Source organism: Maridesulfovibrio zosterae DSM 11974, assembly GCF_000425265.1.
GTDB classification, from domain to species: Bacteria; Desulfobacterota; Desulfovibrionia; order Desulfovibrionales; family Desulfovibrionaceae; genus Maridesulfovibrio; species Maridesulfovibrio zosterae.
This window is the reverse complement of the sequence record NZ_AUDC01000015.1, coordinates 130,745-151,389: the sequence shown is the minus strand read 5'-3', so window position 1 is coordinate 151,389 and position 20,645 is coordinate 130,745. Positions and strand designations below refer to the sequence as shown.

Annotated in this window: 17 protein-coding genes; 12 read left to right on the top strand and 5 right to left on the bottom strand. The window is 42.8% G+C overall.

The window, feature by feature from the left end; translation table 11 throughout:
• Positions 1-3: 3 nt before the first annotated feature.
• On the bottom strand, positions 4-1,434 hold the full coding sequence (locus tag H589_RS0109880; protein WP_245577095.1) for a sigma-54 interaction domain-containing protein: 1,431 nt from the start codon (positions 1,432-1,434) through the stop codon (positions 4-6).
• Positions 1,435-1,591: 157 nt separating this feature from the next.
• Here H589_RS0109880 and H589_RS0109875 point away from each other — a divergent pair, with 157 nt between their 5' ends.
• The 4 genes from H589_RS0109875 (at position 1,592) to H589_RS0109860 (ending at position 4,710) form a co-directional block, all read left to right on the top strand.
• On the top strand, positions 1,592-2,575 hold the full coding sequence (locus H589_RS0109875; protein ID WP_027721860.1) for a glycosyltransferase family protein: 984 nt from the start codon (positions 1,592-1,594) through the stop codon (positions 2,573-2,575).
• Positions 2,576-2,657: 82 nt separating this feature from the next.
• The gene (locus H589_RS0109870; protein WP_027721859.1) at positions 2,658-3,476 is read left to right on the top strand and encodes a TatD family hydrolase; all 819 of its coding nucleotides are present in this window, start codon (positions 2,658-2,660) and stop codon (positions 3,474-3,476) included.
• A gap of 64 nt (positions 3,477-3,540) precedes the next feature.
• Positions 3,541-4,281 carry a WecB/TagA/CpsF family glycosyltransferase gene (locus H589_RS0109865; RefSeq protein WP_035075703.1) on the top strand — a complete coding sequence of 247 codons (741 nt, stop codon included), beginning with the start codon at positions 3,541-3,543 and terminating at the stop codon, positions 4,279-4,281.
• Positions 4,282-4,284: 3 nt separating this feature from the next.
• On the top strand, positions 4,285-4,710 hold the full coding sequence (locus tag H589_RS0109860) for a GNAT family N-acetyltransferase (RefSeq protein WP_027721857.1): 426 nt from the start codon (positions 4,285-4,287) through the stop codon (positions 4,708-4,710).
• 112 nt (positions 4,711-4,822) lie between these two features.
• Here H589_RS0109860 and H589_RS0109855 read toward each other — a convergent pair whose 3' ends face one another.
• Positions 4,823-7,465 (bottom strand): cobyric acid synthase, encoded by a 2,643-nt coding sequence (locus H589_RS0109855; RefSeq protein ID WP_027721856.1) that lies wholly within the window; start codon positions 7,463-7,465, stop codon positions 4,823-4,825.
• 196 nt (positions 7,466-7,661) lie between these two features.
• Positions 7,662-8,669 carry a sensor domain-containing diguanylate cyclase gene (locus tag H589_RS0109850; RefSeq protein WP_027721855.1) on the bottom strand — a complete coding sequence of 336 codons (1,008 nt, stop codon included), beginning with the start codon at positions 8,667-8,669 and terminating at the stop codon, positions 7,662-7,664.
• Positions 8,670-8,877: 208 nt separating this feature from the next.
• Here H589_RS0109850 and H589_RS0109845 point away from each other — a divergent pair, with 208 nt between their 5' ends.
• From H589_RS0109845 to H589_RS19580, 5 genes are all read left to right on the top strand, one after another.
• A complete protein-coding gene (locus H589_RS0109845; protein WP_035075700.1) occupies positions 8,878-9,573 on the top strand; it encodes a helix-turn-helix transcriptional regulator in 696 nt (231 codons plus the stop codon).
• A gap of 314 nt (positions 9,574-9,887) precedes the next feature.
• Positions 9,888-10,262, top strand: coding sequence for a RidA family protein (locus tag H589_RS0109840; protein WP_027721853.1), 375 nt, complete (start codon positions 9,888-9,890; stop codon positions 10,260-10,262).
• A 76-nt stretch (positions 10,263-10,338) separates the two neighbouring features.
• Entirely contained in the window at positions 10,339-11,532 is a 1,194-nt protein-coding gene (locus tag H589_RS0109835) for a cation:dicarboxylate symporter family transporter (RefSeq protein WP_027721852.1), read from the top strand.
• A gap of 190 nt (positions 11,533-11,722) precedes the next feature.
• Positions 11,723-13,018, top strand: a complete 1,296-nt coding sequence (locus tag H589_RS0109830; RefSeq protein WP_027721851.1) for an L-cysteine desulfidase family protein — start codon at positions 11,723-11,725, stop codon at positions 13,016-13,018.
• Between the two features lie 229 nt (positions 13,019-13,247).
• Positions 13,248-14,348 carry an L-dopachrome tautomerase-related protein gene (locus tag H589_RS19580; protein ID WP_051249705.1) on the top strand — a complete coding sequence of 367 codons (1,101 nt, stop codon included), beginning with the start codon at positions 13,248-13,250 and terminating at the stop codon, positions 14,346-14,348.
• A gap of 136 nt (positions 14,349-14,484) precedes the next feature.
• Here the strand turns inward: H589_RS19580 and gltA are convergent, their stop codons facing one another.
• Positions 14,485-15,900, bottom strand: a complete 1,416-nt coding sequence (gene gltA / locus H589_RS0109820) for an NADPH-dependent glutamate synthase (protein ID WP_027721850.1) — start codon at positions 15,898-15,900, stop codon at positions 14,485-14,487.
• Positions 15,893-16,729: a sulfide/dihydroorotate dehydrogenase-like FAD/NAD-binding protein gene (locus H589_RS0109815; protein ID WP_027721849.1), complete on the bottom strand. Its 837-nt coding sequence runs from the start codon at positions 16,727-16,729 to the stop codon at positions 15,893-15,895. The genes gltA and H589_RS0109815 overlap by 8 nt, the downstream gene beginning before the upstream one ends.
• 278 nt (positions 16,730-17,007) lie before the next feature.
• Between H589_RS0109815 and H589_RS0109810 the strand changes: the two genes are divergently transcribed.
• The 3 genes from H589_RS0109810 (at position 17,008) to lepB (ending at position 20,574) form a co-directional block, all read left to right on the top strand.
• Entirely contained in the window at positions 17,008-17,427 is a 420-nt protein-coding gene (locus H589_RS0109810; RefSeq protein WP_027721848.1) for a hypothetical protein, read from the top strand.
• 564 nt (positions 17,428-17,991) lie between these two features.
• Positions 17,992-19,797: a translation elongation factor 4 gene (gene lepA, locus H589_RS0109800; RefSeq protein WP_027721847.1), complete on the top strand. Its 1,806-nt coding sequence runs from the start codon at positions 17,992-17,994 to the stop codon at positions 19,795-19,797.
• Between the two features lie 174 nt (positions 19,798-19,971).
• Entirely contained in the window at positions 19,972-20,574 is a 603-nt protein-coding gene (gene lepB, locus H589_RS0109795) for a signal peptidase I (protein WP_027721846.1), read from the top strand.
• Positions 20,575-20,645 lie beyond the last annotated feature (71 nt).

The window sequence follows — 20,645 nt, the reverse complement described above, 5'->3', positions numbered from 1 at the left end:
GAGTTATCCGGTTATGGAGTGTTTTTTCAATTTGCGCCAGAAGGTTGATCTGGACCAGTTTAGAATTTTGGCGGCTTCCCCTCTGCGACCTCCACATTTGATAAGTGTTTCGATAATCATTTGTTTTTCCGCTTCATCCCAGTTCTGAGCAGGGCTGTATTCCGGTGTTGCTGCCTTTTCTAGTTCATTGGTTACAGATTCTGTTATCGGACGTAAAATGTCTTGCTCTGTCAAATATGCAGGCAGATGTTCTGTATTAATGATGTCCCGATCACAGAAATTAACTGCGTATTCAACAATATTTCTGAGTTCGCGTACGTTGCCCGGATATCTGTAGGCAGCTAATATTTTACCTACTTTTTTTGTAAACCCATTAATTTTTTTATTGAATTTAGTGCAATATTCTTTAAGAAAATGATTTTTTAAAAGCAATATATCATCTCCGCGTTCTCTCAAAGGTGGAAGATGAAGATGAACAACATTCAGCCGGAACAATAAGTCTGCCCGGAAGGTCTTATCCTGAACCATTTGCCTTAAATTACGATGGGTTGCTACAATAACTCTGACATCAGCATTAAATCCGCGAGAGCTGCCAAGCGGATAGACAACTTTGTCATCAAGGAATGAAAGAAGTTTTACCTGTAAAGGCAGCGGTAGATCGCCGATTTCAGTCAGAAAGAATGAACCGTTATGAGCCAGTTTTATACGTCCTGGTCTGTTTTCATTTGCCCCTGTGAAGGCTCCTTTGACATGTCCAAAAAGCTCAGATTCAAGCAATGTTTCAGGTAATGCTCCGCAATTGACTTTAATAAACATTGCTCCGGCACGGTCAGACGCATTATGAATAGCTTCTGCAAGAACATCCTTACCTGTTCCTGTCTCGCCTGTAATCAATACTGAGGAGTCTGTTGCAGCAATAGAAGGAACCATGCTGAAAATTTTGACCATCGGCGCACTTGTTCCTATAAGCCCGCCCAGTGAGTATGCTTTGCTGGCTGTACTGCTCAGCTCAGCAACCTGCCTGATATCCTGAATGGTCTCTACAAATCCGGAAATAATATTGTGTTTATTTACAATGGGGGCAACGGTCAGTCTGATGGGAACTTTTGTTCTTGTGCGGTCAATGATGTTAGCATCAACTGCAACAGCTTGAAAATCTGCTTTATCAGCCATGACCGGACATCCCTTAAAGCAGTAGTCACAGCGAAGTCCTAAGCTGCATTTCAGGCCTATCATGGAATCAGGATCAGCCCCAGTGATAATCTGCCATGTGCGGTTAACGACTTCAATTTTGCCCTCGGTGTTGAGCACAGCAATACCTATAGGAACTTCATCAAGAAGGTCCGGTAAAATAAACTGCTGTCCCAGCAGGCCACTGATCAGATAGGATGTTTCATTTTTCACGGATACTTGGATAGCACGTCTTGCTGGCACTAGTCACGGGTAATCTCCAGTGTTTAGCTGAATAGACCTTCAGCCCGTTTCTTTTTTCATGATGGCCTAAGCTCTTTTGCAAATGTCCAATACTGGGTTGTTGAAGAGCTTCTTTTCAATTCGGGGATTCAGTTGTATGTTCCGGTAAGGGAAAATTATGAATACATATATATTTATACCACCGGTCAGAAAGGCTACCGGTGGCATTACTGTTTTTTGCCAGATTGCGTCCATTCTTGCTCGCGCAGGACATAGCGTTCAATTGGTAATGCGTGAGTCCGGCAGTTGGATGCCACAAATTGCTGAGGGGTATCCTGAGCCTATTCATTGGGATGACCTGAGGTTGACTCCTGATGATCTATGGCTTGTTCCTGAAGGCTGGGTGAACAGCCTTACACCGGGGCTTAATGCCGGAGCAAAATGTGTAGTCTACTGCCAGAACTGGGCATACCTTTTTTCTTCACTGCCGGATGGCGTTTTATGGCGGAATCTGCCTGTTTCTTTTCTTGCTGTGTCGCATCCTGTTGAGTGGTTTATGCAGCAGACTCTTAGCAGGGGTTCCCCTATTTTAAGACCCGGTATTGATACCGATCTTTTTCACGCGCCGGAAAAAAAACCGTCCGGTCCTATCAGAATAGGTTATATGCCACGCAAAAATAAGGCGTTAGTAAGCCAGATTAAATCTATTTATAAGGCCAGAAATCCTGATACAGATATTCGCTGGATTGAAATTGCGGGAATGGATGCGAAGGGCGTAGCTGAAACTCTACGGGCATGTCATATTTTTCTGGTCTCCGGTTTTCCTGAAGGGTGTCCATTGCCTCCGCTTGAAGCTCTTGCTTCGGGCTGTATTCCTGTAGGCTTTTCCGGTTTCGGAGGTTGGGATTATATGCGCCAGATAGATGGGGCAGTATTTAAACCGTGGTGGCCCTTACGTGATGTTGCCTGGTCCGGTAACGGCTTCTGGTCTGCAGATGCAGATGTACTTGATGCTGCGCTCAATCTTGAAAAAGCCATTGAGCTTTGGAAGCAGGGGGGAGTCAATCTTGACAGAGCATTAGAAGCCGGGCAACAAACCGTCCAGTCTTACTCCATGGAAATACAAGCTGAGACTGTTCTTGATATCTGGAATAAATTTTAAAAAGACCTCCGCTTCCTATTAAAGAATTAGCATCCATAATTTTTTGTTAAAGGATTTAAGCCGCTGGAGGCATTTTCATATTATGGCTAAGAAAAAAAACAGAGCATTGCCGCAGACTGTTGGAATCACTGCTCCGGGCGTTGAGACTCATGCCCATCTGGATCTGGACGATTTTAGTGAAGATCTACCTGAAGTTATGGCTCGTGCTAAAGAATGCGGTGTCGGCCGTATTGGTAATGTGTTTCTGGGGCCGCAAGCTTACGAAATGAATAAAGCACTTTTTGATGAATATCCGGAAGTCTTTTTTCTGGTGGGTGTGCATCCTAACGATGCTGATAAATTTGCTTCGACTGATATTGATGCCATGCGCTCGGCTTTTCAAAGTGATGAGCGTTTGAAAGCTCTTGGTGAAATAGGTCTTGATTTTTATTGGGACAGGGTCCCCGGTGATGTTCAGGAATCTGTTTTTCGTGAGCAGCTTGAACTGGCTCGTGAACTTGATCTTCCGGTTGTTATTCATAGTCGCGATGCCCACAGGCGTACTCTGGAAATACTGGAGGATTTCGGTTGGTCCGGTCGCCCGTTGCTCTGGCACTGTTTCGGGGGAGATACTGAAACTGCGCAGAGGATAATTGAGCACGGGTGGTATATCTCAGTTCCCGGACCTATTACATATAAAAAGAATGAAATTGCACAGGAGGCTGTAAAGGCTATTCCTGTTGATAGGCTTGTGCTTGAGAGCGACTGTCCGTTCCTGACTCCTGAGCCTTGGCGCGGCAAGCGCAATGAACCTGCGTATGTTGTTTTTACTGCGGCAAAAGTTGCAGAGTTGAAAAGTATGGATGTAAACGAACTCTGGTCAATATGTGCGGAGAATGCTCATAGGTTTTTCAGCCTTTAGTCAGAGCATTATTGTCAGCATTAACTGGTGTTGACAGTATAAGTATTACTTTTGAAGGTGCCGGATGATTGAGAGCAAGGTCATAAATTTATTGGGTGTACGTATGAATGCGTGGACCATGGGAGAGACTGTGGATGAAATTTTCAGTCGTTTGAAATATGGCCTTTTTACTCAGCATGTGGTGGTAAATGTTGCTAAGCTGGTGAATATGGGCAGGGATGAAGTTTTGAACGAGTCGGTTCAGAGCTGTGACATTGTTAATATTGATGGCATGGGCGTTGTCTGGGGAGCTAAATTTTTGGGGATTGATGTGCCTGAGCGGGTAGCTGGTTTTGATTTGTTTCATGAATTGCTGGGCCGGGCGGCAAAGGACGGTGAACCTGTTTTTTTACTTGGCGCACGGCAGGAAGTGGTAAGCAAAGCGGTTCAAAATCTTGAAAATAAATTTTCAGGGCTGACTGTTGCAGGATTCCATCATGGTTATTTTTGGGATGATGAAGAAGCTGTTGTTAAAAAAATTGCTGAATCAGGGGCTAAGTTGCTTTTTGTGGCTATTACATCGCCGAAAAAGGAAAATTTTATTAACCGTTGGCGGCAGCAGCTGGGTGTTGATTTTGTTATGGGCGTGGGCGGGACTTTTGATATTGTAGCAGGAAAATCAAAACGTGCCCCGAAGTTGGTGCAGAGGTTCGGTCTGGAGTGGTTTTACAGATTTTTGCAGGAGCCGCAGCGCATGTGGAAGAGGTATCTGGTTACGAATACTCTTTTTGCACTGAAATTAATGCGCGCCAAACTGCTGGGATGATAAATGATCAGAGAAGTTAGATCTGATGAGTATCAGTACTTAAGTGAACTTTGGTTGCGGACTTCGATTAAGGCACATTCATTTGTTCCGCAAAATTTCTGGGTAAGTAACTTAAGTGTTATGCGTGATGAATATTTACCGGCATCAGAAACGTGGCTGATTGAGGATGAAAGTAATATTGTCGGATTTATGTGTTTAGTTGATGATCAGTTGGCTGCACTTTTTATTGCTCCAGAAAAACAAGGAAGAGGCCTTGGGGCACTTTTGATAGAGAAAGCTAAAAAGTTACGATCTCGGCTGGAGCTTTCCGTTTATACTCAGAACACCGGGGCAGTTGTTTTTTATGAAAAACACGGTTTTGCTATCCTTGTCGAGCAGCAGGACGTGCATACTGGATTTGCAGAATTGGTTATGTGCTGGGATAGATAATGAAGAAGATTATACAGTACAAATTAATTTTCTTTCGCTGATTATGGATTCCAAAGGGGGATCAGCCCCTTCGGTCACCGGAGGCGAAATCATCCATTAAATCATATTTATCCTAAAAGCCAAGAGCTGCATAAATAGCTTTCATATCCACATTTTCTCTTACAACATCGGCCAGGCGGTCAAGAGCTTCTTCCATTCCAAATGTTGTTTGGATTTTTTCGAGTTTGGGCAGTCCATTCTTGGTTCGCAGGGAATCTATGAACCAACGCCTGAAAGGATCAGCATCAAATATACCATGTAGATATGTTCCCCAGATCATACCCGATTTTGTCCCAAATCCAAGGGCTTTTGAGACTGGAACTCCACCCGTGAAGCCTTGAGGGACTATTGCAGCCCTCACTATAGGGAGTAGTGGTTCTGTTTTACCATGGTGGATTTCATATCCGCTGACTTCCATTTTGCTTTGTGAATGTATTCCATTTGTACGAGTCAGGGTCTTTTCCGGCGCAAGGGTTGTTTGCAAAGGAAGCAGTCCCATACCCGATGCTGTGCCTCCGTCTGATTCTATTTGGTCCGGATCGCTGATATATTGACCCAGCATTTGGAAGCCACCGCAAATACCGACTAGAACAGCTTTATCACGCATATCTGTCACAGCCTGAGCCAATCCTGTTTCCTGTAGGTGATTGAGGTCGCTTAATGTCGATTTACTGCCGGGGATAATAATTGCATCAGGTTTACCTAGGTTTTCAGGTTTATCAACGATGCGTAAATTGACATCCGGCTCATCACGCAGGGCATCCAGATCTGTGAAATTGGATATGCGGGGCAGATCGATACAGACAATATCAACGCAGTCTTTACGCTTACCTTTGCTGCCGGATTTATTAATATCTTCTTTGAACGAGACGGAATCTTCGTCAGGCAGTCCTAAATTCCCTATATACGGGATAGTTCCCAGTACCGGCTTTCCTGTATGGTGCAGTGTGAAATCAAGGGCCGGAGTCAGTAGTGAGGCATCTCCGCGAAATTTATTGAGTAGAAATCCGCAGACAAGCTCCCGTTCCTTGGACTCAATGAGGTCCATTGTCCCGGCAAGAGCAGCGAATACTCCGCCACGGTCAATATCCCCAGTGATGATAACTTTGGCCTCGGCGTATTTAGCCATAGCCATGTTTACGATATCATGCTGCTTGAGGTTTATTTCAGCCGGGCTTCCAGCTCCTTCAATGACCATAATGTCGCGGTCCGAACTTAGTGAATCGTATGCTTCTTTAACCGCTTCGAAGGCTGTAGATTTATATTTTACATATTCTTGTACTTTCATATTTCCCACAGGCTTGCCCATGACTATAACCTGCGACCCGATATCACTGCCCGGTTTGAGCAGTACTGGATTCATGCGCACGTTAGGTGACATTTTACATGCTGCTGCCTGTGTGACCTGCGCGCGGCCCATTTCAAGTCCATCATCTGTTACAAATGAATTAAGTGACATATTCTGAGCTTTAAAGGGGGCAACTTTAAAACCGTCCTGTAGAAAAATTCTGCAAAATGCTGCGGCAAGAATGGATTTACCTGCATTAGAACATGTTCCCTGAATCATGAGGGCTGGAGTTTTACTTGCTTTGGGTGCTGATACATCCATGCCGGAAAAAGAGCGCAGTCCGTCAATGAGTTTTTGGTTTTCCTCTTTAGTGCGTACGGCAATGCGAAAATATGTGGAATCCAGTCCGTCAAAGTTGTCACAGTGGCGTACCGCAACCTTATTTTTAAGCAGGTGTTCAATCAGTCCTGCGGCATCCATACCTACCCGCTGGACCTGACACAGCATGAAGTTTGCCTGTGAGGGAAGTACTCTGATTCCCGGAACCTGCATTATCCCCTCTACTAATTCTTCACGCAGGCGGATTGTTGCTTCAATTGTCCTGCGTTCATACTCGTTGTCACGCAGACATCGTAATCCTACTTTCTGGGCCAGAATATTAACTGACCAGCAGGGCAGTATATTTTTGATCTCCATAATGATGTCTGGTGAAGCAAAAGCCAGTCCCAGACGCAGGCCGGGGATAGCATAAAATTTTGTTAGTGAGACAATTGTGATTACGTTCGGAGGGCGGTTGCCAGTCAGTCTTTCCAGTCCCGGAACAAAGTCCGCAAAAGATTCATCAACGATAAAACGAGAATCAGGATGCTTGCTGGCAAGTGCTTTGAGTTCTGCAGGATCAAATGCTGTTCCTGTAGGATTATTGGGCTGGGCCAGAAAAACCAGTGCGGGAGAGGCTGACAAAAAAGAAGACAGAGTTTCAAAATCAGGTGCAAATGCTTTTTGAGGATCAAGAGGTATTTGCTCCGTTTTGAGTCCTGCCATTTTGCAGGACCGTTCGTAGTCCACATAGCAGGGTACAGGGATAACAGCTCTCTTGAATCCACCTATTCTGGTAATGGCTGAAATCAGTTCTGAAGCACCGTTTCCTGCTACACATTCGGTCGGCCATACGGAGTATTTTTCACAGGCGGCAAGAGTCAGTTCGGTACATTCTGGATCAGGATAGCGGTCTACTTCTGCTAAAGCAGACACTGTTTCCTGCTGCAACCATGATGGAGGACCCAGAGGATTGATATTGGCTGAAAAATCAACGATCTCGCAGGAGGGACAGCCTGCCCTTTCTGACAGTTTACGCAGATTCCCGCCGTGAGTGTATTTATCGTTTTCTTCCGCTATTTTCGAAAATTTGTCTTGCAAGGACTCCATCATCTCCCTCCGTGGAGCATAAAAATTAATATGTACTGTATAACTCCAAACGGAATTTGATTCAAATTATTTGAGAAATGAATTGTGTGGCAATGTTATAAAGCTATTGGAGCTTTGAAACATTAATCAGAAATTGTAAATTGAGCTATTGGGCAAGTCTGAACGCCAGTGTCGCTCCATAGTAAATTTAATTATCTCAGCAATCTACACAGACAATCTTGTTGCGACCGGTTTTTTTGGCCCTGTAGAGTCTTTTGTCAGCTTTTTTCATCAATGTGTCACCTGAGATTGTCTTACATTCGTTGACCGAAGCAACCCCTGAACTAAGGGTTACCTTGATAGTATATTCTGTTGTAGAAATAACGGTTTTTTCACAGGCTAACCGAATTCGTTCTGCCACCACTTCAGCTTCTTCCTTTGTTGATCCCGGCATCATTACTGCGAATTCCTCCCCTCCGTATCGACAGGGAAGGTCAACTCCGGTACGGCAACTTTCTTTCAATACTTTACCGACAGCTTTCAGGACCTTATCTCCTATGTCATGGCCGTAGGTATCGTTTACACGTTTGAAGTGATCTATATCCAACATTATTATTGAAATGGAGCCACCTCTCCTTTTCAGTCTTTGAATTTCTTCTTCCAGACGGATGAAAAGATAACGGCGCAAATAAAGCCCGGTCAGACTGTCTTCAATGGTCTGGCGGAAAAGTTCTGAATTCTCAAAAGAGATTGCTGCAACAGTAGAAACAATTCCAAGTTGAAAAAGTTCTGATATTTCCCAGGGTTTTGATTTTTCGCGGTATAAAGTGACAAATCCACGGATTGAATCTCGTGAGCCAACAAGTGGGACGCAAAGACATGTATTGTTTTTGCAGCAACTATCTGTAGGAAGAGGAAACTCTGTTTTATTACAAACAGGACGTATAACAGGTTTAAGACTTTTGGCTGCTTCCATCATTGCTTCTGTCATCGTGAGTTCTTCATCAATAAGAAATCTCTGTCCATTTACAGAAGCTGCAATACCTTTTAGTTCCTGCTTCTCGTCATACATAATGAGTGTGGCATTTTTACAGGATCCAAGATCACAGAATGCTTCTAAGGCTCGATCAATTAAAACTTCTATATTTATCTGCATTGCAAGCAGTCTAGTGGCGAAGTTGGTCGTCAGCAGGGTGGCTTCAAAGTCGAATTTATCTATGGTCATAGCTCATCAGGGCTTAAGGTTTATTATTTAAAGGGAAGATGTACTATGCTTGAATTTAAAAATATAGTCCTCGATTCAGGGTATTCTGGGTTATTACATTGTAATTGGTGATTACTTTTATTCTGAAGAGTTTCAATATTGACAATTTTTTTATCATGAGTACAAAATTTTTATTTGCTAATAAAAAATTATTAACAGGGAGAATCTTTTGTCAGCCGAAGTCTATTCTCAAACTCTATCGATCAATAATTATATTCCACTTGTCGCGTTTTTAGGCTCTTTTATAGGTGAGAACTGTGAGGTTGTGCTTCACGGGACAGCAAATAAAGAAAAGTCTGTCCTTGCTATTGCAAATTCTCATATTTCAGGTCGCAGTATAGGTGCCCCTTTGACTGATCTTGCTTTGAAATTTCTGGTTGATGGAGTCTACAAGAATCATGATTGGATGATGGGCTACACTACCGAGGCTCGTAACGGACATATTCTTCATTCTGCAACATACTTTATCAAAGATGCTGAAGGTGAACTGCTGGGAATGCTTTGCCTGAATATGGATACGTCAGATATTCTGGCTGTACGGGAAATGATTAATAAAGTTATAAGCAGTGCCGGTTTTGAAAAACAAGTGGATAAAGAAGAATGCGTCAGTGGTCGTCAGGAAGAAGTTCATCGCGAGACATTTCCTAAATCAATGGAAGATCTGACCGAATCACTTATTGCGCAGGTTGTATCTGATACCAATATTTTGCCCGAACGCATGACGTCAGATGAAAAAATAGAGATCGTTTCCACTCTCAATGATCGGGGAGTATTCATGCTCAAAGGGGCAATCAAAGTAGTCGCAAAACATCTAGCTGTTTCAGAAGCAACAGCTTATCGCTATTTGCATAAGGTTAGCGGATAATAAAAAGGCAACTTTTGCATATTTTGAGAGCTGTTCTCTAGCTACGTACATCTTTCCATCATTTATCAGCCGAAGTACTCACTATAAAAGTACTTCGGCATTTTTTGTTTACTGACTATATGTTGCCATAATTTTATGTTTTGATAAATTTATACCAATTTAATATTGTTTTTGATGAATTTGTTGCGGTTAATAATAAATATTTATTTGTATAATAAAATTTTATTGACATGATTTTTTCTTATCGATACAAGATCTCCAGTTTCAAAGTGAAAGTTTGATTTAAATACGAAGAGCAAAAAAAGGAGAATATGATGAAAAAAGTAGTAATCAGTGAGAAAGCTCCCGCAGCAATCGGTTGTTATTCTCATGCAATTGAAACAGAGAATATGGTCTTTACATCCGGCCAGCTGCCTATAAATGCAGAAACAGGAAAAATGCCTGAGTCCGCATCTGAGCAAGCCAGACAGTCCCTTGAGAATGTGAAGCATGTTCTTGAAGCTGCTGGAACAAGCATGGAAAATGTTGTTAAAACATCTGTGTATATTCAGAATATTGAAGATTTTCCGGCAATTAATGAAGTTTATGCCACTTATTTCTCAGAGCCTTTTCCTGCCCGCAGCTGTTTCGAAGTTGGTAAACTCCCACTTGGCGCTTTAGTTGAAATTGAGGTTATCGCGGTTAAATAATTAATACCTGAGCAAGTGTTGCTGTCTGGTAAAAATTGAAAATTGACGATGAGTTGGTTTTCTATGAGGAATGAACATGTCGGCTGAATCAAAATTAAAAGATTTTGGACTGATTTTAAAATTGGTCGTAGGTATTGCCGCGGGTGTTGTCATAGGACTTATGGCAAATGACGCTGTGATGGAAGTCGTAGTCACTGCAAAATATGTAATGGGACAGTTTATTTTTTACACTGTCCCTCTTGTAATTCTTGCGTTTATTGCTCCTGCAATTACCAGACTGGGGCAGAATGCTCATAAAATGCTGGGAGCCGGAGTCTGTCTGGCATATCTTTCCGCTGCCGGAGCAGCAACATTTGCAGCAGTTGCCGGATATGTAATTATTCCGCATCTTTCTATCGCCACTTCTGTTGAAGGTCTGGTCGAACTTCCTAAGGTTGTTTTTCAACTTAACATTCCTCCAATCATGTCTGTAATGACTGCTCTGGTGACTGCAATTATAATAGGTATTGCAACTATTTGGGTTAAGGCAGTCACTTTTGAAAATATTCTTGGTGAATTTGAATCAATCATGATGCAGGTTGTTACCCGTATCATTATTCCTATTCTTCCTTTCTTCATTGCAGCAACGTTTGCCGGCCTTGCATACGAAGGCAGTCTGACTCATCAGCTTCCTGTATTTCTGGAAGTAATTGTGCTTGTTCTGACCGGACAGTTTATATGGTTGACCGTGCTGTATACAATTGCAGCAATAATCTCCAAGAAAAATCCTATGGAAGTCATTAAGCATTATCCGCCGGCTTACTTGACCGCAGTAGGTACTATGTCCAGCGCTGCCACTCTGCCTGTTTCTCTTGAATGTGCCGGAAAATCCAAAATTCTTTGCAAGGATACAGTTGAATTCATGGTTCCCATGGGAGCGACTATTCATCTTTGCGGTTCAGTTCTGACTGAGACATTTTTTGCAATGACTATTTCTATGATGCTTTATGGTCATCTTCCTGCTGTGAGTACAATGGCTCTTTTCATTCTGCTTTTCGGTATCTTTGCAATCGGGGCTCCGGGCGTCCCCGGCGGAACTGTTATGGCTTCCCTCGGAATTGTTGTAGGCGTGCTTGGTTTTGATCCTGCCGGGGTCGCTCTTCTGATGGCAGTATTTGCTCTTCAGGATAGCTTCGGTACTGCATGCAACGTTACCGGTGACGGTGCCCTTGCACTTATGCTTGAAGGCTTATTCAATAGTAATGGTGAATTAGAAAAGGCTAGAGCTTAAGTAATTGTTTCTACATCACCCAAGTGGCAGCCGGATGCCACTTGGGTGGTGATATTTTGGGGTTTAACGGTTTTTATATTTCAGCAGAAAATTGGTAAATCCTTGTTCTCATTCTAATGTGAATTTTGGTTGAGTTTTTTAATAAAATTAATGAAATATACGACCTCGCTGATAATGCAGGGGAATAATAATGATTAAGCAGAATTGGTCTGAATACGCAAAAATAATTAAGCGTGAAGTCGTCCCTGCTCTGGGGTGTACAGAGCCTATTGCAATTGCACTTGCAGCATCCAAAGCGGCTGAGACTCTTGGGAAGGAACCTGAAAATGTTAAGGTTCTTGTAAGCGGAAATCTTCTTAAAAATGGTATGGGCGTTGGCGTTCCAGGTACAGGAATGACCGGACTTGATATCGCAGCAGCTGTTGGTGTGACTGGTGGAAAATCAGAACTGTCACTTGAAGTGTTGCGTGATCTTGATGCTGATCAGTTAGCAAAAGCCAAGAAGCTTATGGCTGAAGGACGTCTCAGTGTTGAACTGGCTGATACTGAAGAGTTGCTTTATGCTGAAGTTTTTGTAGATGCCGGTACAGAAAGTGCCCGATGTGTGATTGCCAGAGCTCACAATGCCATAGCATTGGTTGAAAAAAATGGTGAAGAGATTTTTTCTACTCCGCTTTTAAGTAATGATAAGGAATCTTCTGACTGCAAAATGACAATGGCAGATATCTATGAATTTGCCACAGAGGCTCCGGTTGAATACCTTCAGTTTATTCTCGAAGCTGCTGAATTAAATGAAGCTGTTGCTGTTGAAGGGTTGTCCTATGACTGGGGATTACAGGTAGGTAAGTCAATTGCCAAAGATATTGAAGATGGAATTCGCTCTGATGACATTGTTTCATTTGCTATAAAAATGACCGCTGCTGCATCAGATGCTAGAATGGAAGGCATCAATATGCCGGTAATGAGCAATTCCGGCAGTGGTAATCAGGGAATTACTGCAACTTTGCCAGTTCTTGCTTTTGCAAGACGTCGCAATGCAACTGAGGAACAGCTTATACGTGCTTTAATTCTCAGTCACCTTTCCGCTATTCATATGAAAAGTCATTTGGGCAAGCTTTCCGCGTTGTGCGGTGCAAGTCTTGCCGCCACTGCTTCCGGATGTGGAATTGTTCTGCTGCTTGGCGGTGGACTTAAAGATGTTGAAAATACGATCAAAAATACTCTTGGCGATATTGCAGGAATGATCTGCGATGGAGCTAAGACTTCTTGCGCTCTTAAAGTCGCTTCAGCTGTTGAAGCTGCAATTAACTCTGCATTACTTGCCATGAAAGGGATTGCCATCCCAGGAAAAGATGGAATCCTTGACGATGATATTGAAGCCTGCATCCGCAACGTAGGTGAACTGGGTTCCGTGGGTATGGCTCAGACTGATAAAGTTATTTTAAAAATTATGACCGATAAAAGAGCTACTCCTTCCTTTACTTAAAAATTAAACACCACACACCCCTCGGTTGATCCTTTGCCATATCAGGATTAACAATAAAAAGCTTTTACCATCCGCAGGTAAAGGCTTTTTTATTTTTTTGAGCAGTTATCGAGGTGTTTGCAATTACGTTGTTTCAGTCCTTGTAAAAAAAAATGTTGAGAGTTATTTTATATTTTAAAAATATGTATTTTTTTAACCTGTGATATCCATTTACCAGTGAGATTGCATTATGAACAAACAAAGAATGTTTACATGTGGAAAGAAAATTTGGTGGACACTTTTGATTATTGTTGCAGGTATGTTAGCTGGCTGTTCTCACAAAAAGGCAGTACTTGATTCTGAGTGTGGTTTGGAGGCCATAGCTTTTTCTGACTCTCACTGGACCGGACTTGCTGTATCCAAGGAAGGACGTTTATTTGTCAATTATCCGCGTTGGTCAGATAATGTTCCGATATCTGTTGCAGAAATAATTGCCGGTAAAGCTGTCCCATATCCGAATGTTTTAATTAATACGTGGAAATCAGGTCTTGATCCTGAGAAACATCTGGTCTGTGTTCAAGCTGTATTTATTGACAGTAAAAACAGGCTTTGGATTTTAGATCCTGCCAACCCGCAATTCAAAGGAGTTGTGCCCAGTGGACCAAAGCTTATTCAAGTTGATCTTAAGACAAATTCAATTATTCGCACCTATCTTTTCGATAACAAAATAGCACCTTCAAACAGTTATCTGAATGATGTTCGTATTGATATAAAGCACGGGTTTGCATACATGACTGATTCTGGAGCAGGTGCACTGATTGCTCTAGATCTTGAAACAGGTAAAGCTCATCGGTTTCTTGATGCTGATCCTTCTACCTCTTCGGAAAATATAATTCTCACAATTGGTGGTCGTCTTTGGATGTTCGGTGAAAATAGACCGGAGGTTAACGCTGATGGCATTGCCTACGATTCCTCAAATGATATACTTTATTATCAGGCTCTGACCGGGCGCACTATGTACAGTCTGCCTGCGTCAGTTCTGCGTAATTTTTCGCTTGCGGATAAAGAGGTCGCTGCAAGGGTAAAAGTTGTAGGCAAAACAGGAGCTGCTGATGGACTTTTCTTTGGTCCTGACGGGAAAATTTATATTTCGGGATTAGAAAAAAATGCCATTTTGCGAACCACCCCTGAAGGGAGAGTGGAAACTGTTATTCAAGACAAAAAAATAAGCTGGCCTGATTCATTCAGTCTAGGCCCTGATGGAAAACTTTATTTCACGACTTCCCGGATACATGAGGGAGATAAACCGAAAGCTAAATACGGTATATATCGTATTAATATTGAAAATTGAGAGTAAGGATGTTTTGTGTTTTTGAATGAATGTTCCAGTTAAACTGGACTTGAAAAAATTAAAAAAGGCGAAGTTGAAAAACTTCGCCTTTTATTTTTAAGCTTAGATCTAAAAGATGCTAGCTGAGTCTAGTCCGTTATACACCTAGCTTGTCTGCAATGGTCTTTGCTGCACGTCTTCCCGCACCCATGGCAGAAATAACGGTAGCAGAACCTCCGGCAATATCACCGCCTGCATATACATTAGGGATAGACGTTTCACCTGTTTCAGCATCGGTGACAATGTAGCCCCATTTATTGAGATCAAGTCCGGGTGTTGCCTCAAGCAGAACCGGGTTTGCGCCTGTTCCTACTGCGAGAATGACCATGTCGACCTCAAGCTCTTTGGTCTTGCCTTTAACCGGTACCGGACGGCGGCGACCTGAATCATCCGGTTCGCCAAGTTCCATCACCTGAAGAGTCATTGATTTAACATGTGAATTTTCATCTCCGTTAATTTCAATGGGAGAGGTCAACAGTTCAAGCTGTACGCCTTCTTCTATAGCATGATGCAGCTCTTCAAGGCGGGCAGGCATCTCTTCTTTAGTACGGCGGTATGTGATGTAGACGTTATCTGCACCCAGACGCAAAGCTGTTCGGGCAGCGTCCATAGCTACGTTACCACCGCCGATTACAGCCACATTGCGGGCTTTGGGAGCAGGGGTGTCAAATTTAGGGAAATCATAAGCCCTGCCAAGGTTGATACGAGTCAGGTATTCGTTTGATGAATATACGCCAACGAGGTTTTCTCCGGGGATATTAAGGAACCATGGAAGTCCGGCTCCAACTCCGATGAATACTGCATCAAATCCATCATCAAACAGGTCTTGAACAGTTAAGGTCTTGCCACCAACATAGTTGGGCATGAACGTTACACCTTTGGACCACAGTGCACCTACTTCACGTGCAACTATAGACTTGGGCAGACGAAATTCAGGTATACCGTATATGAGAACTCCGCCAACTTCATGAAGAGCTTCATATACTGTAACCGGTACACCTCGCGCTGCAAGATATCCGGATACTGTCAGGCTGGAAGGTCCTGATCCTATGCACGCAACCTTAAACTGCTCATTCGGCAGACTACATGCTGTGTGTCCGGTAATCATTTCACATGCAGAATCACTGTCAAAGGTATCGGCAACAAATCTCTCAAGACGTCCGATAGCGACCGGCTCATACTTTTTGCCGAGTATGCAGGAACCTTCACACTGATTTTCCTGCGGACAAACTCGCCCACATACTGCCGGCAGGGCGTTAGTTTCTTTGATTGTGCGGTAGGCAGAAGGAATATCTCCGTCCGCAAGGTGTTTGATGAATTCTTTAATATCGATTTCAACAGGACAACCTTTCTGACAGAGAGGCTTTTTACATTGCAGGCAACGAGCTGCTTCTGCCATTGCTTCTTCTTTAGAATAGCCGAGAGCAACTTCGCTGAAATTTTTATTACGCACGTTTGCAGGCTGTTCCGGCATGGGAGTTCGTGTGGGGGTGAAGTTCTGTTTATTAACCATGATCCCTCCTGAACAGGTCCATAGAAACATTCTCCTGTTCTTTGTACTGGGCAAGGCGCATTCTCAATTCATTAAAATCAACCTTGTGTCCATCGAATTCAGGGCCGTCCACACAGGCGAATTTTGTTTCCCCGCCGATATTGCAGCGGCAGGCTCCGCACATCCCAACACCGTCTACCATGATCGAATTCAGGCTGACAGTTGTTTTGACTCCAAAAGGTTTGGTTACCTTAGAGACCGCTTCCATCATGGGTACAGGCCCGATGGCGACAACTTCTGATACATTTTTATCTTTCTCAAGTCGTTCGCGCAGAACATCAGTCACAAATCCTTTGTGTCCGGAGCTTCCGTCATCAGTTGCGATAAGGAGTTCTGGGCAGAAGCAATCTAGCTCTGTACAGAAAAGGAGAAGGTCTTTGCTGCGGGCTCCGACAATAGCGACAACATGATTTCCGGCCCTGTGATGGCCTTTAGCTATGTGGTGCATGGCTGCGATTCCGGTACCACCGCCGACACAGATAACTGTACCAGATTTTTCAATATGCGTTGGTTTGCCAAGAGGGCCGCACACATCAAGAATGATGTCGCCTTCATTCAAAGTTTCAAGCAGAGCGGAACTTTTACCAACTACAAGATATACGATGGTGATGGTTCCTGCTTCATGGTCAGTATCAGCTATGGTGAGGGGGACGCGTTCACCCTTTTCATGGATGCGCAGAATTACGAAGTTGCCCGGTTTAGCCTTTTTGGCAATTTGGGGACAGTCAATGACCAGCATGCTTGTCTGGCCGGGGATGAGTGCCTTTTTAGTCAGAATTTTGTTGCTCATAATCTCCTACACTGCTTAAGTTTATGGGGAAGTTAATTCTTTGGCCCCCGGAAAGCAAGACTTAGTCTTTTTGTACCTCTTGCCAAATCTGTTTCAACATATTATATATTAATATATCTTAGCAGATATTTATTTTTATGAGCTTCCACGGATGGAAGTCGAATTCCCACGTATCTCTCAGGGATGATTGCGAGTTTCTCGCAGATACGGCGGATTGCCTATGCAGGTAGTCAGCCTTTTTTTGTGCGTGTGGATCGGTTTTCCTGACGGAGTAAGTAATGAAAGTAGCAGCGCAAAGCATTAGCAGATACGCTGAAAATGCAAAAAAATGGTCCGGCCAGACTGAAAAAGAAGTCAAGAGGATGACTGCGCGTGTAAAAACCAGCAGTTTTGGTTTTAATATTGGCAAGCTGGGCGTTAAGTTCACTGCAAAGGACCTCGAATTTGAGCCGGCTGAAGCTGAAAAAGTTTCACAAGATTTCCGTTCAAAAACATATCCTCGAACCCAGAGCGAAGAGCGCCACGTACAAAATATTTATCAGCAATTGGCGATGACTCAAACAGCTCTTTCGGAGGACTCCGCCACATTCAATCCCGGTAGTTCCGGTTATATGCGAACAAGAGCCATTAACGCTTATTCACGACAATCCGGGGCTCTAGAGTCTACGCTTCCGGGTAGCGCGTTAGGCAAAGTCTGATTCCAAAGAACATTCAGAAATATACTGCTAAAGTAGTAGCTTTTATTTACACGTTTGTTTTCGTGTTGTCTTTACACAACTACTTAAAGATGCAAACAATTCTGTTCTGAATACAGTGTTGTTTTACAAAATTTATAGAAGCATTGATTGTTTTAATAATATAATTTGATGGGTCAATCAATCTTTTTAATAATAAAATTGAAATAAAATTTTCAGCATAAATACATAATTATGTTGAAAACGTAAGCTGTAGATAACTCTTTAATATTGAAGTTGTCTTATACAACAAAATTTGCATTAATATATTTTTTTACCCCAGTATCAGGGCATGAGCATGGCCTTATCATTTATATAAATCTGTTGATTACCCATCAGTTAAAGTCCTACTGAAAGGTATTTTTTCTCTTCATTTTTGTATTGTCTGGCGATTAATTCAGTATTAGACAGTTGCTGACAAATACCGTAATAAGAAATCCCTTTACCCTCTTTTTCGAGAGTAGAAAATTCTTTAAAAGAGATAACACATAGCCGGCGGTTCAATAATAACCGCCGACATTATTAAATATGGCAAAAATAGATAAAATAAGAAATTTCAGCATCATAGCTCACATCGACCATGGTAAGTCCACTCTTGCGGACCGCATCCTTGAATTAACTGGTATGGTTTCAGACCGTGAAAAGAAAGATCAATATCTTGATAAAATGGAACTGGAGCAGGAGCGCGGAATCACCATTAAAGCCCAGACAGTACGTATTCCGTACAAGGCTAAAGACGGTGAAGAATATATTTTGAATCTGATCGATACACCTGGTCACGTGGATTTCAGTTATGAAGTTTCGCGGAGTCTGGCTGCGTCGGAAGGAGCTCTTCTAGTCGTTGATTCAACTCAGGGTGTGGAAGCGCAGACTCTGGCTAATGTCTTTCTTGCTCTTGATCACGATCTCGAGATTATCCCTGTTCTTAATAAGGTCGATCTGCCCAGCTCGGATTGTGATCTTGTGGCGCAGGAAATTGAGGAAGTGATCGGTCTTGATTGCTCTGCACCGCTTATGATCAGTGCTAAAACAGGGCTTAATGTGGAAGATGTTATCGAGTCTATTGTGAATGATCTTCCTGCTCCTGCAGGTGATCCTGATAAACCGCTTAAAGCACTTATTTTTGACTCATGGTATGATTCATATCAGGGTGTTGTTGTCCTTTTCAGGATTTTGGACGGGACCATCAGTAAAGGGGATAAAATTGAGATTTTTTCCTCCAAGCGTACATTCGACGTGACGACGCTTGGTGTGTACACTCCTGAGCCTCAGAAAGTTAAAACTCTTTCTGCTGGAGAGGTAGGCTTTCTTTGTGCAAGCATGAAGGAGCTTAATGATGCTCCTGTGGGGGATACAATTACTCTCGCCGCTGATCCTGTTAAAGAGCCTTTTCCGGGATTTCAGGAAGTAAAGCCAATGGTTTTCTGTGGTCTGTATCCAGTGGAACCTTCTGAGTACGAGCCACTTAAAGGTGCTTTAGAGAAATTACAGCTTAATGACACCGCATTTTCATATGAGCCGGAGACTTCAACTGCTCTTGGGTTTGGTTTTCGGTGTGGCTTTCTTGGATTGCTGCATATGGAAATTATTCAGGAACGCCTAGAACGTGAATTTCAAGCTAAACTGATTGCAACTGCGCCCTCTGTTGTTTATCAGGCCAAGCTTAATAGTGGTGAACTTCTAGAGATTGATAACCCTAGCAAGATGCCTGATGCCGGTGAACTTGAAGCTCTTGCTGAGCCTTACTGCCGCCTTGAAATTCATGTTCCTAATGATTATGTCGGTGCAGTTCTCAAGCTTTGTGAAGAGAAACGTGGAATCCAAAAGGATATGCGTTATCTTACTTCTTCAAGGGTTATTATAACTTACGAAGTTCCATTTGCGGAAATCATGTATGACTTTTTTGATAAGCTGAAATCTCATACCAAAGGGTATGCTTCGCTTGATTATGAAATTATTGATTACCGCGAATCAAATCTGGTAAAGCTCGATATCCTTATCAACACAGATCCTGTTGATGCTTTTTCCGCCATTGTGCATAAGGATTCAGCATATCCTTTCGGAAGGTCTCTCGCACTAAAGCTTAAGAGAGCTATTCCGCGCCAGATGTTTGAAATTGTTATTCAGGCTGCTATCGGTCGTAAGATTATTGCGAAGGAAAGAGTAGCCCCGTTTAGAAAGAACGTTACAGCCAAATGTTATGGCGGTGACATCACCCGTAAGCGCAAACTTCTTGAAAAACAGAAAGAAGGTAAGAAGCGTATGAAAAAAATGGGTAATGTGGAAATTCCGCAGGAAGCATTTATGGCAGTCTTAAAGGCTGGTGAAGAATAGCAGGATGTCCAGAATAGCGACTTTTTAAGTCTCTATTAGAAAATCAGAGATAGGGTCTGTTTAATCTGTTTCTGAATTTTTATTGAGTCTCGCATTTCACTATTTGGAACAGTCTGCAATTTATAACTATTATGCCTGCATATAATTTGCAGGAATTAATAAGGACATAAAACTATGAATCCTAAATGGCAGAGCACTGTTAAAGAGTATATTGAAGCACTTTTTATTGCTCTTTTGCTGGCCCTTTTTATCAGAACTTTTATCGTGCAGGCTTTTAAAATTCCTTCAGGCTCTATGTTGCAGACTTTGCAGATAGGGGATCACCTGTTGGTTAATAAATTTTCTTACGGTGTGAAGGTTCCTTTTACCGGAAAGGTTATTGTGCCTGTTGGCGAACCTCAGTATAAGGATATCATCGTGTTCATGTACCCGGGTGATACCAGCAAGGATTACATAAAAAGGGTCATCGGCGTACCCGGAGATACTGTGGAGATCAAAAATAAAGAGGTCTTCGTAAATGGTAAGGAACTTGATGAACCTTACGTACAGTATACTGACAATGCCCACGTTTCAACTCTGCGCGATAATATGCCTCCGCGTGTCATTCCAAAAGATGAATTTTTTGTAATGGGTGATAACCGCGACGGCTCCAATGATTCCCGGTTTTGGGGCAATGTGCCCCGCAAGAATATCTTAGGAAAGGCGTGGATAATCTATTGGTCATGGGGTGGTCCCAAGACCGTACGCTGGGAACGCATCGGAGATGTGCTTCATTAGCGCTTCAGGTTGAAATCTGGATATAAGAAAGCCTCGATACGTATGTGTCGGGGCTTTAGTTTTTTAATATG

Bases quoted from the DNA above. Each gene is read 5' to 3' on its own strand.
- H589_RS0109870 (WP_027721859.1), top strand. From the start codon at position 2,658: ATGGCTAAGAAAAAAAACAGAGCATTGCCGCAGACTGTTGGAATCACT.
- H589_RS0109835 (WP_027721852.1), top strand. From the start codon at position 10,339: ATGTCGGCTGAATCAAAATTAAAAGATTTTGGACTGATTTTAAAATTG.
- H589_RS0109850 (WP_027721855.1), bottom strand. From the start codon at position 8,669: ATGACCATAGATAAATTCGACTTTGAAGCCACCCTGCTGACGACCAAC.
- H589_RS0109840 (WP_027721853.1), top strand. From the start codon at position 9,888: ATGAAAAAAGTAGTAATCAGTGAGAAAGCTCCCGCAGCAATCGGTTGT.
- H589_RS0109860 (WP_027721857.1), top strand. From the start codon at position 4,285: ATGATCAGAGAAGTTAGATCTGATGAGTATCAGTACTTAAGTGAACTT.
- gltA (WP_027721850.1), bottom strand. From the start codon at position 15,900: ATGGTTAATAAACAGAACTTCACCCCCACACGAACTCCCATGCCGGAA.
- H589_RS0109830 (WP_027721851.1), top strand. From the start codon at position 11,723: ATGATTAAGCAGAATTGGTCTGAATACGCAAAAATAATTAAGCGTGAA.
- H589_RS19580 (WP_051249705.1), top strand. From the start codon at position 13,248: ATGAACAAACAAAGAATGTTTACATGTGGAAAGAAAATTTGGTGGACA.
- H589_RS0109815 (WP_027721849.1), bottom strand. From the start codon at position 16,729: ATGAGCAACAAAATTCTGACTAAAAAGGCACTCATCCCCGGCCAGACA.
- H589_RS0109855 (WP_027721856.1), bottom strand. From the start codon at position 7,465: ATGGAGTCCTTGCAAGACAAATTTTCGAAAATAGCGGAAGAAAACGAT.
- H589_RS0109865 (WP_035075703.1), top strand. From the start codon at position 3,541: ATGATTGAGAGCAAGGTCATAAATTTATTGGGTGTACGTATGAATGCG.
- lepB (WP_027721846.1), top strand. From the start codon at position 19,972: ATGAATCCTAAATGGCAGAGCACTGTTAAAGAGTATATTGAAGCACTT.
- H589_RS0109810 (WP_027721848.1), top strand. From the start codon at position 17,008: ATGAAAGTAGCAGCGCAAAGCATTAGCAGATACGCTGAAAATGCAAAA.
- lepA (WP_027721847.1), top strand. From the start codon at position 17,992: ATGGCAAAAATAGATAAAATAAGAAATTTCAGCATCATAGCTCACATC.
- H589_RS0109875 (WP_027721860.1), top strand. From the start codon at position 1,592: ATGAATACATATATATTTATACCACCGGTCAGAAAGGCTACCGGTGGC.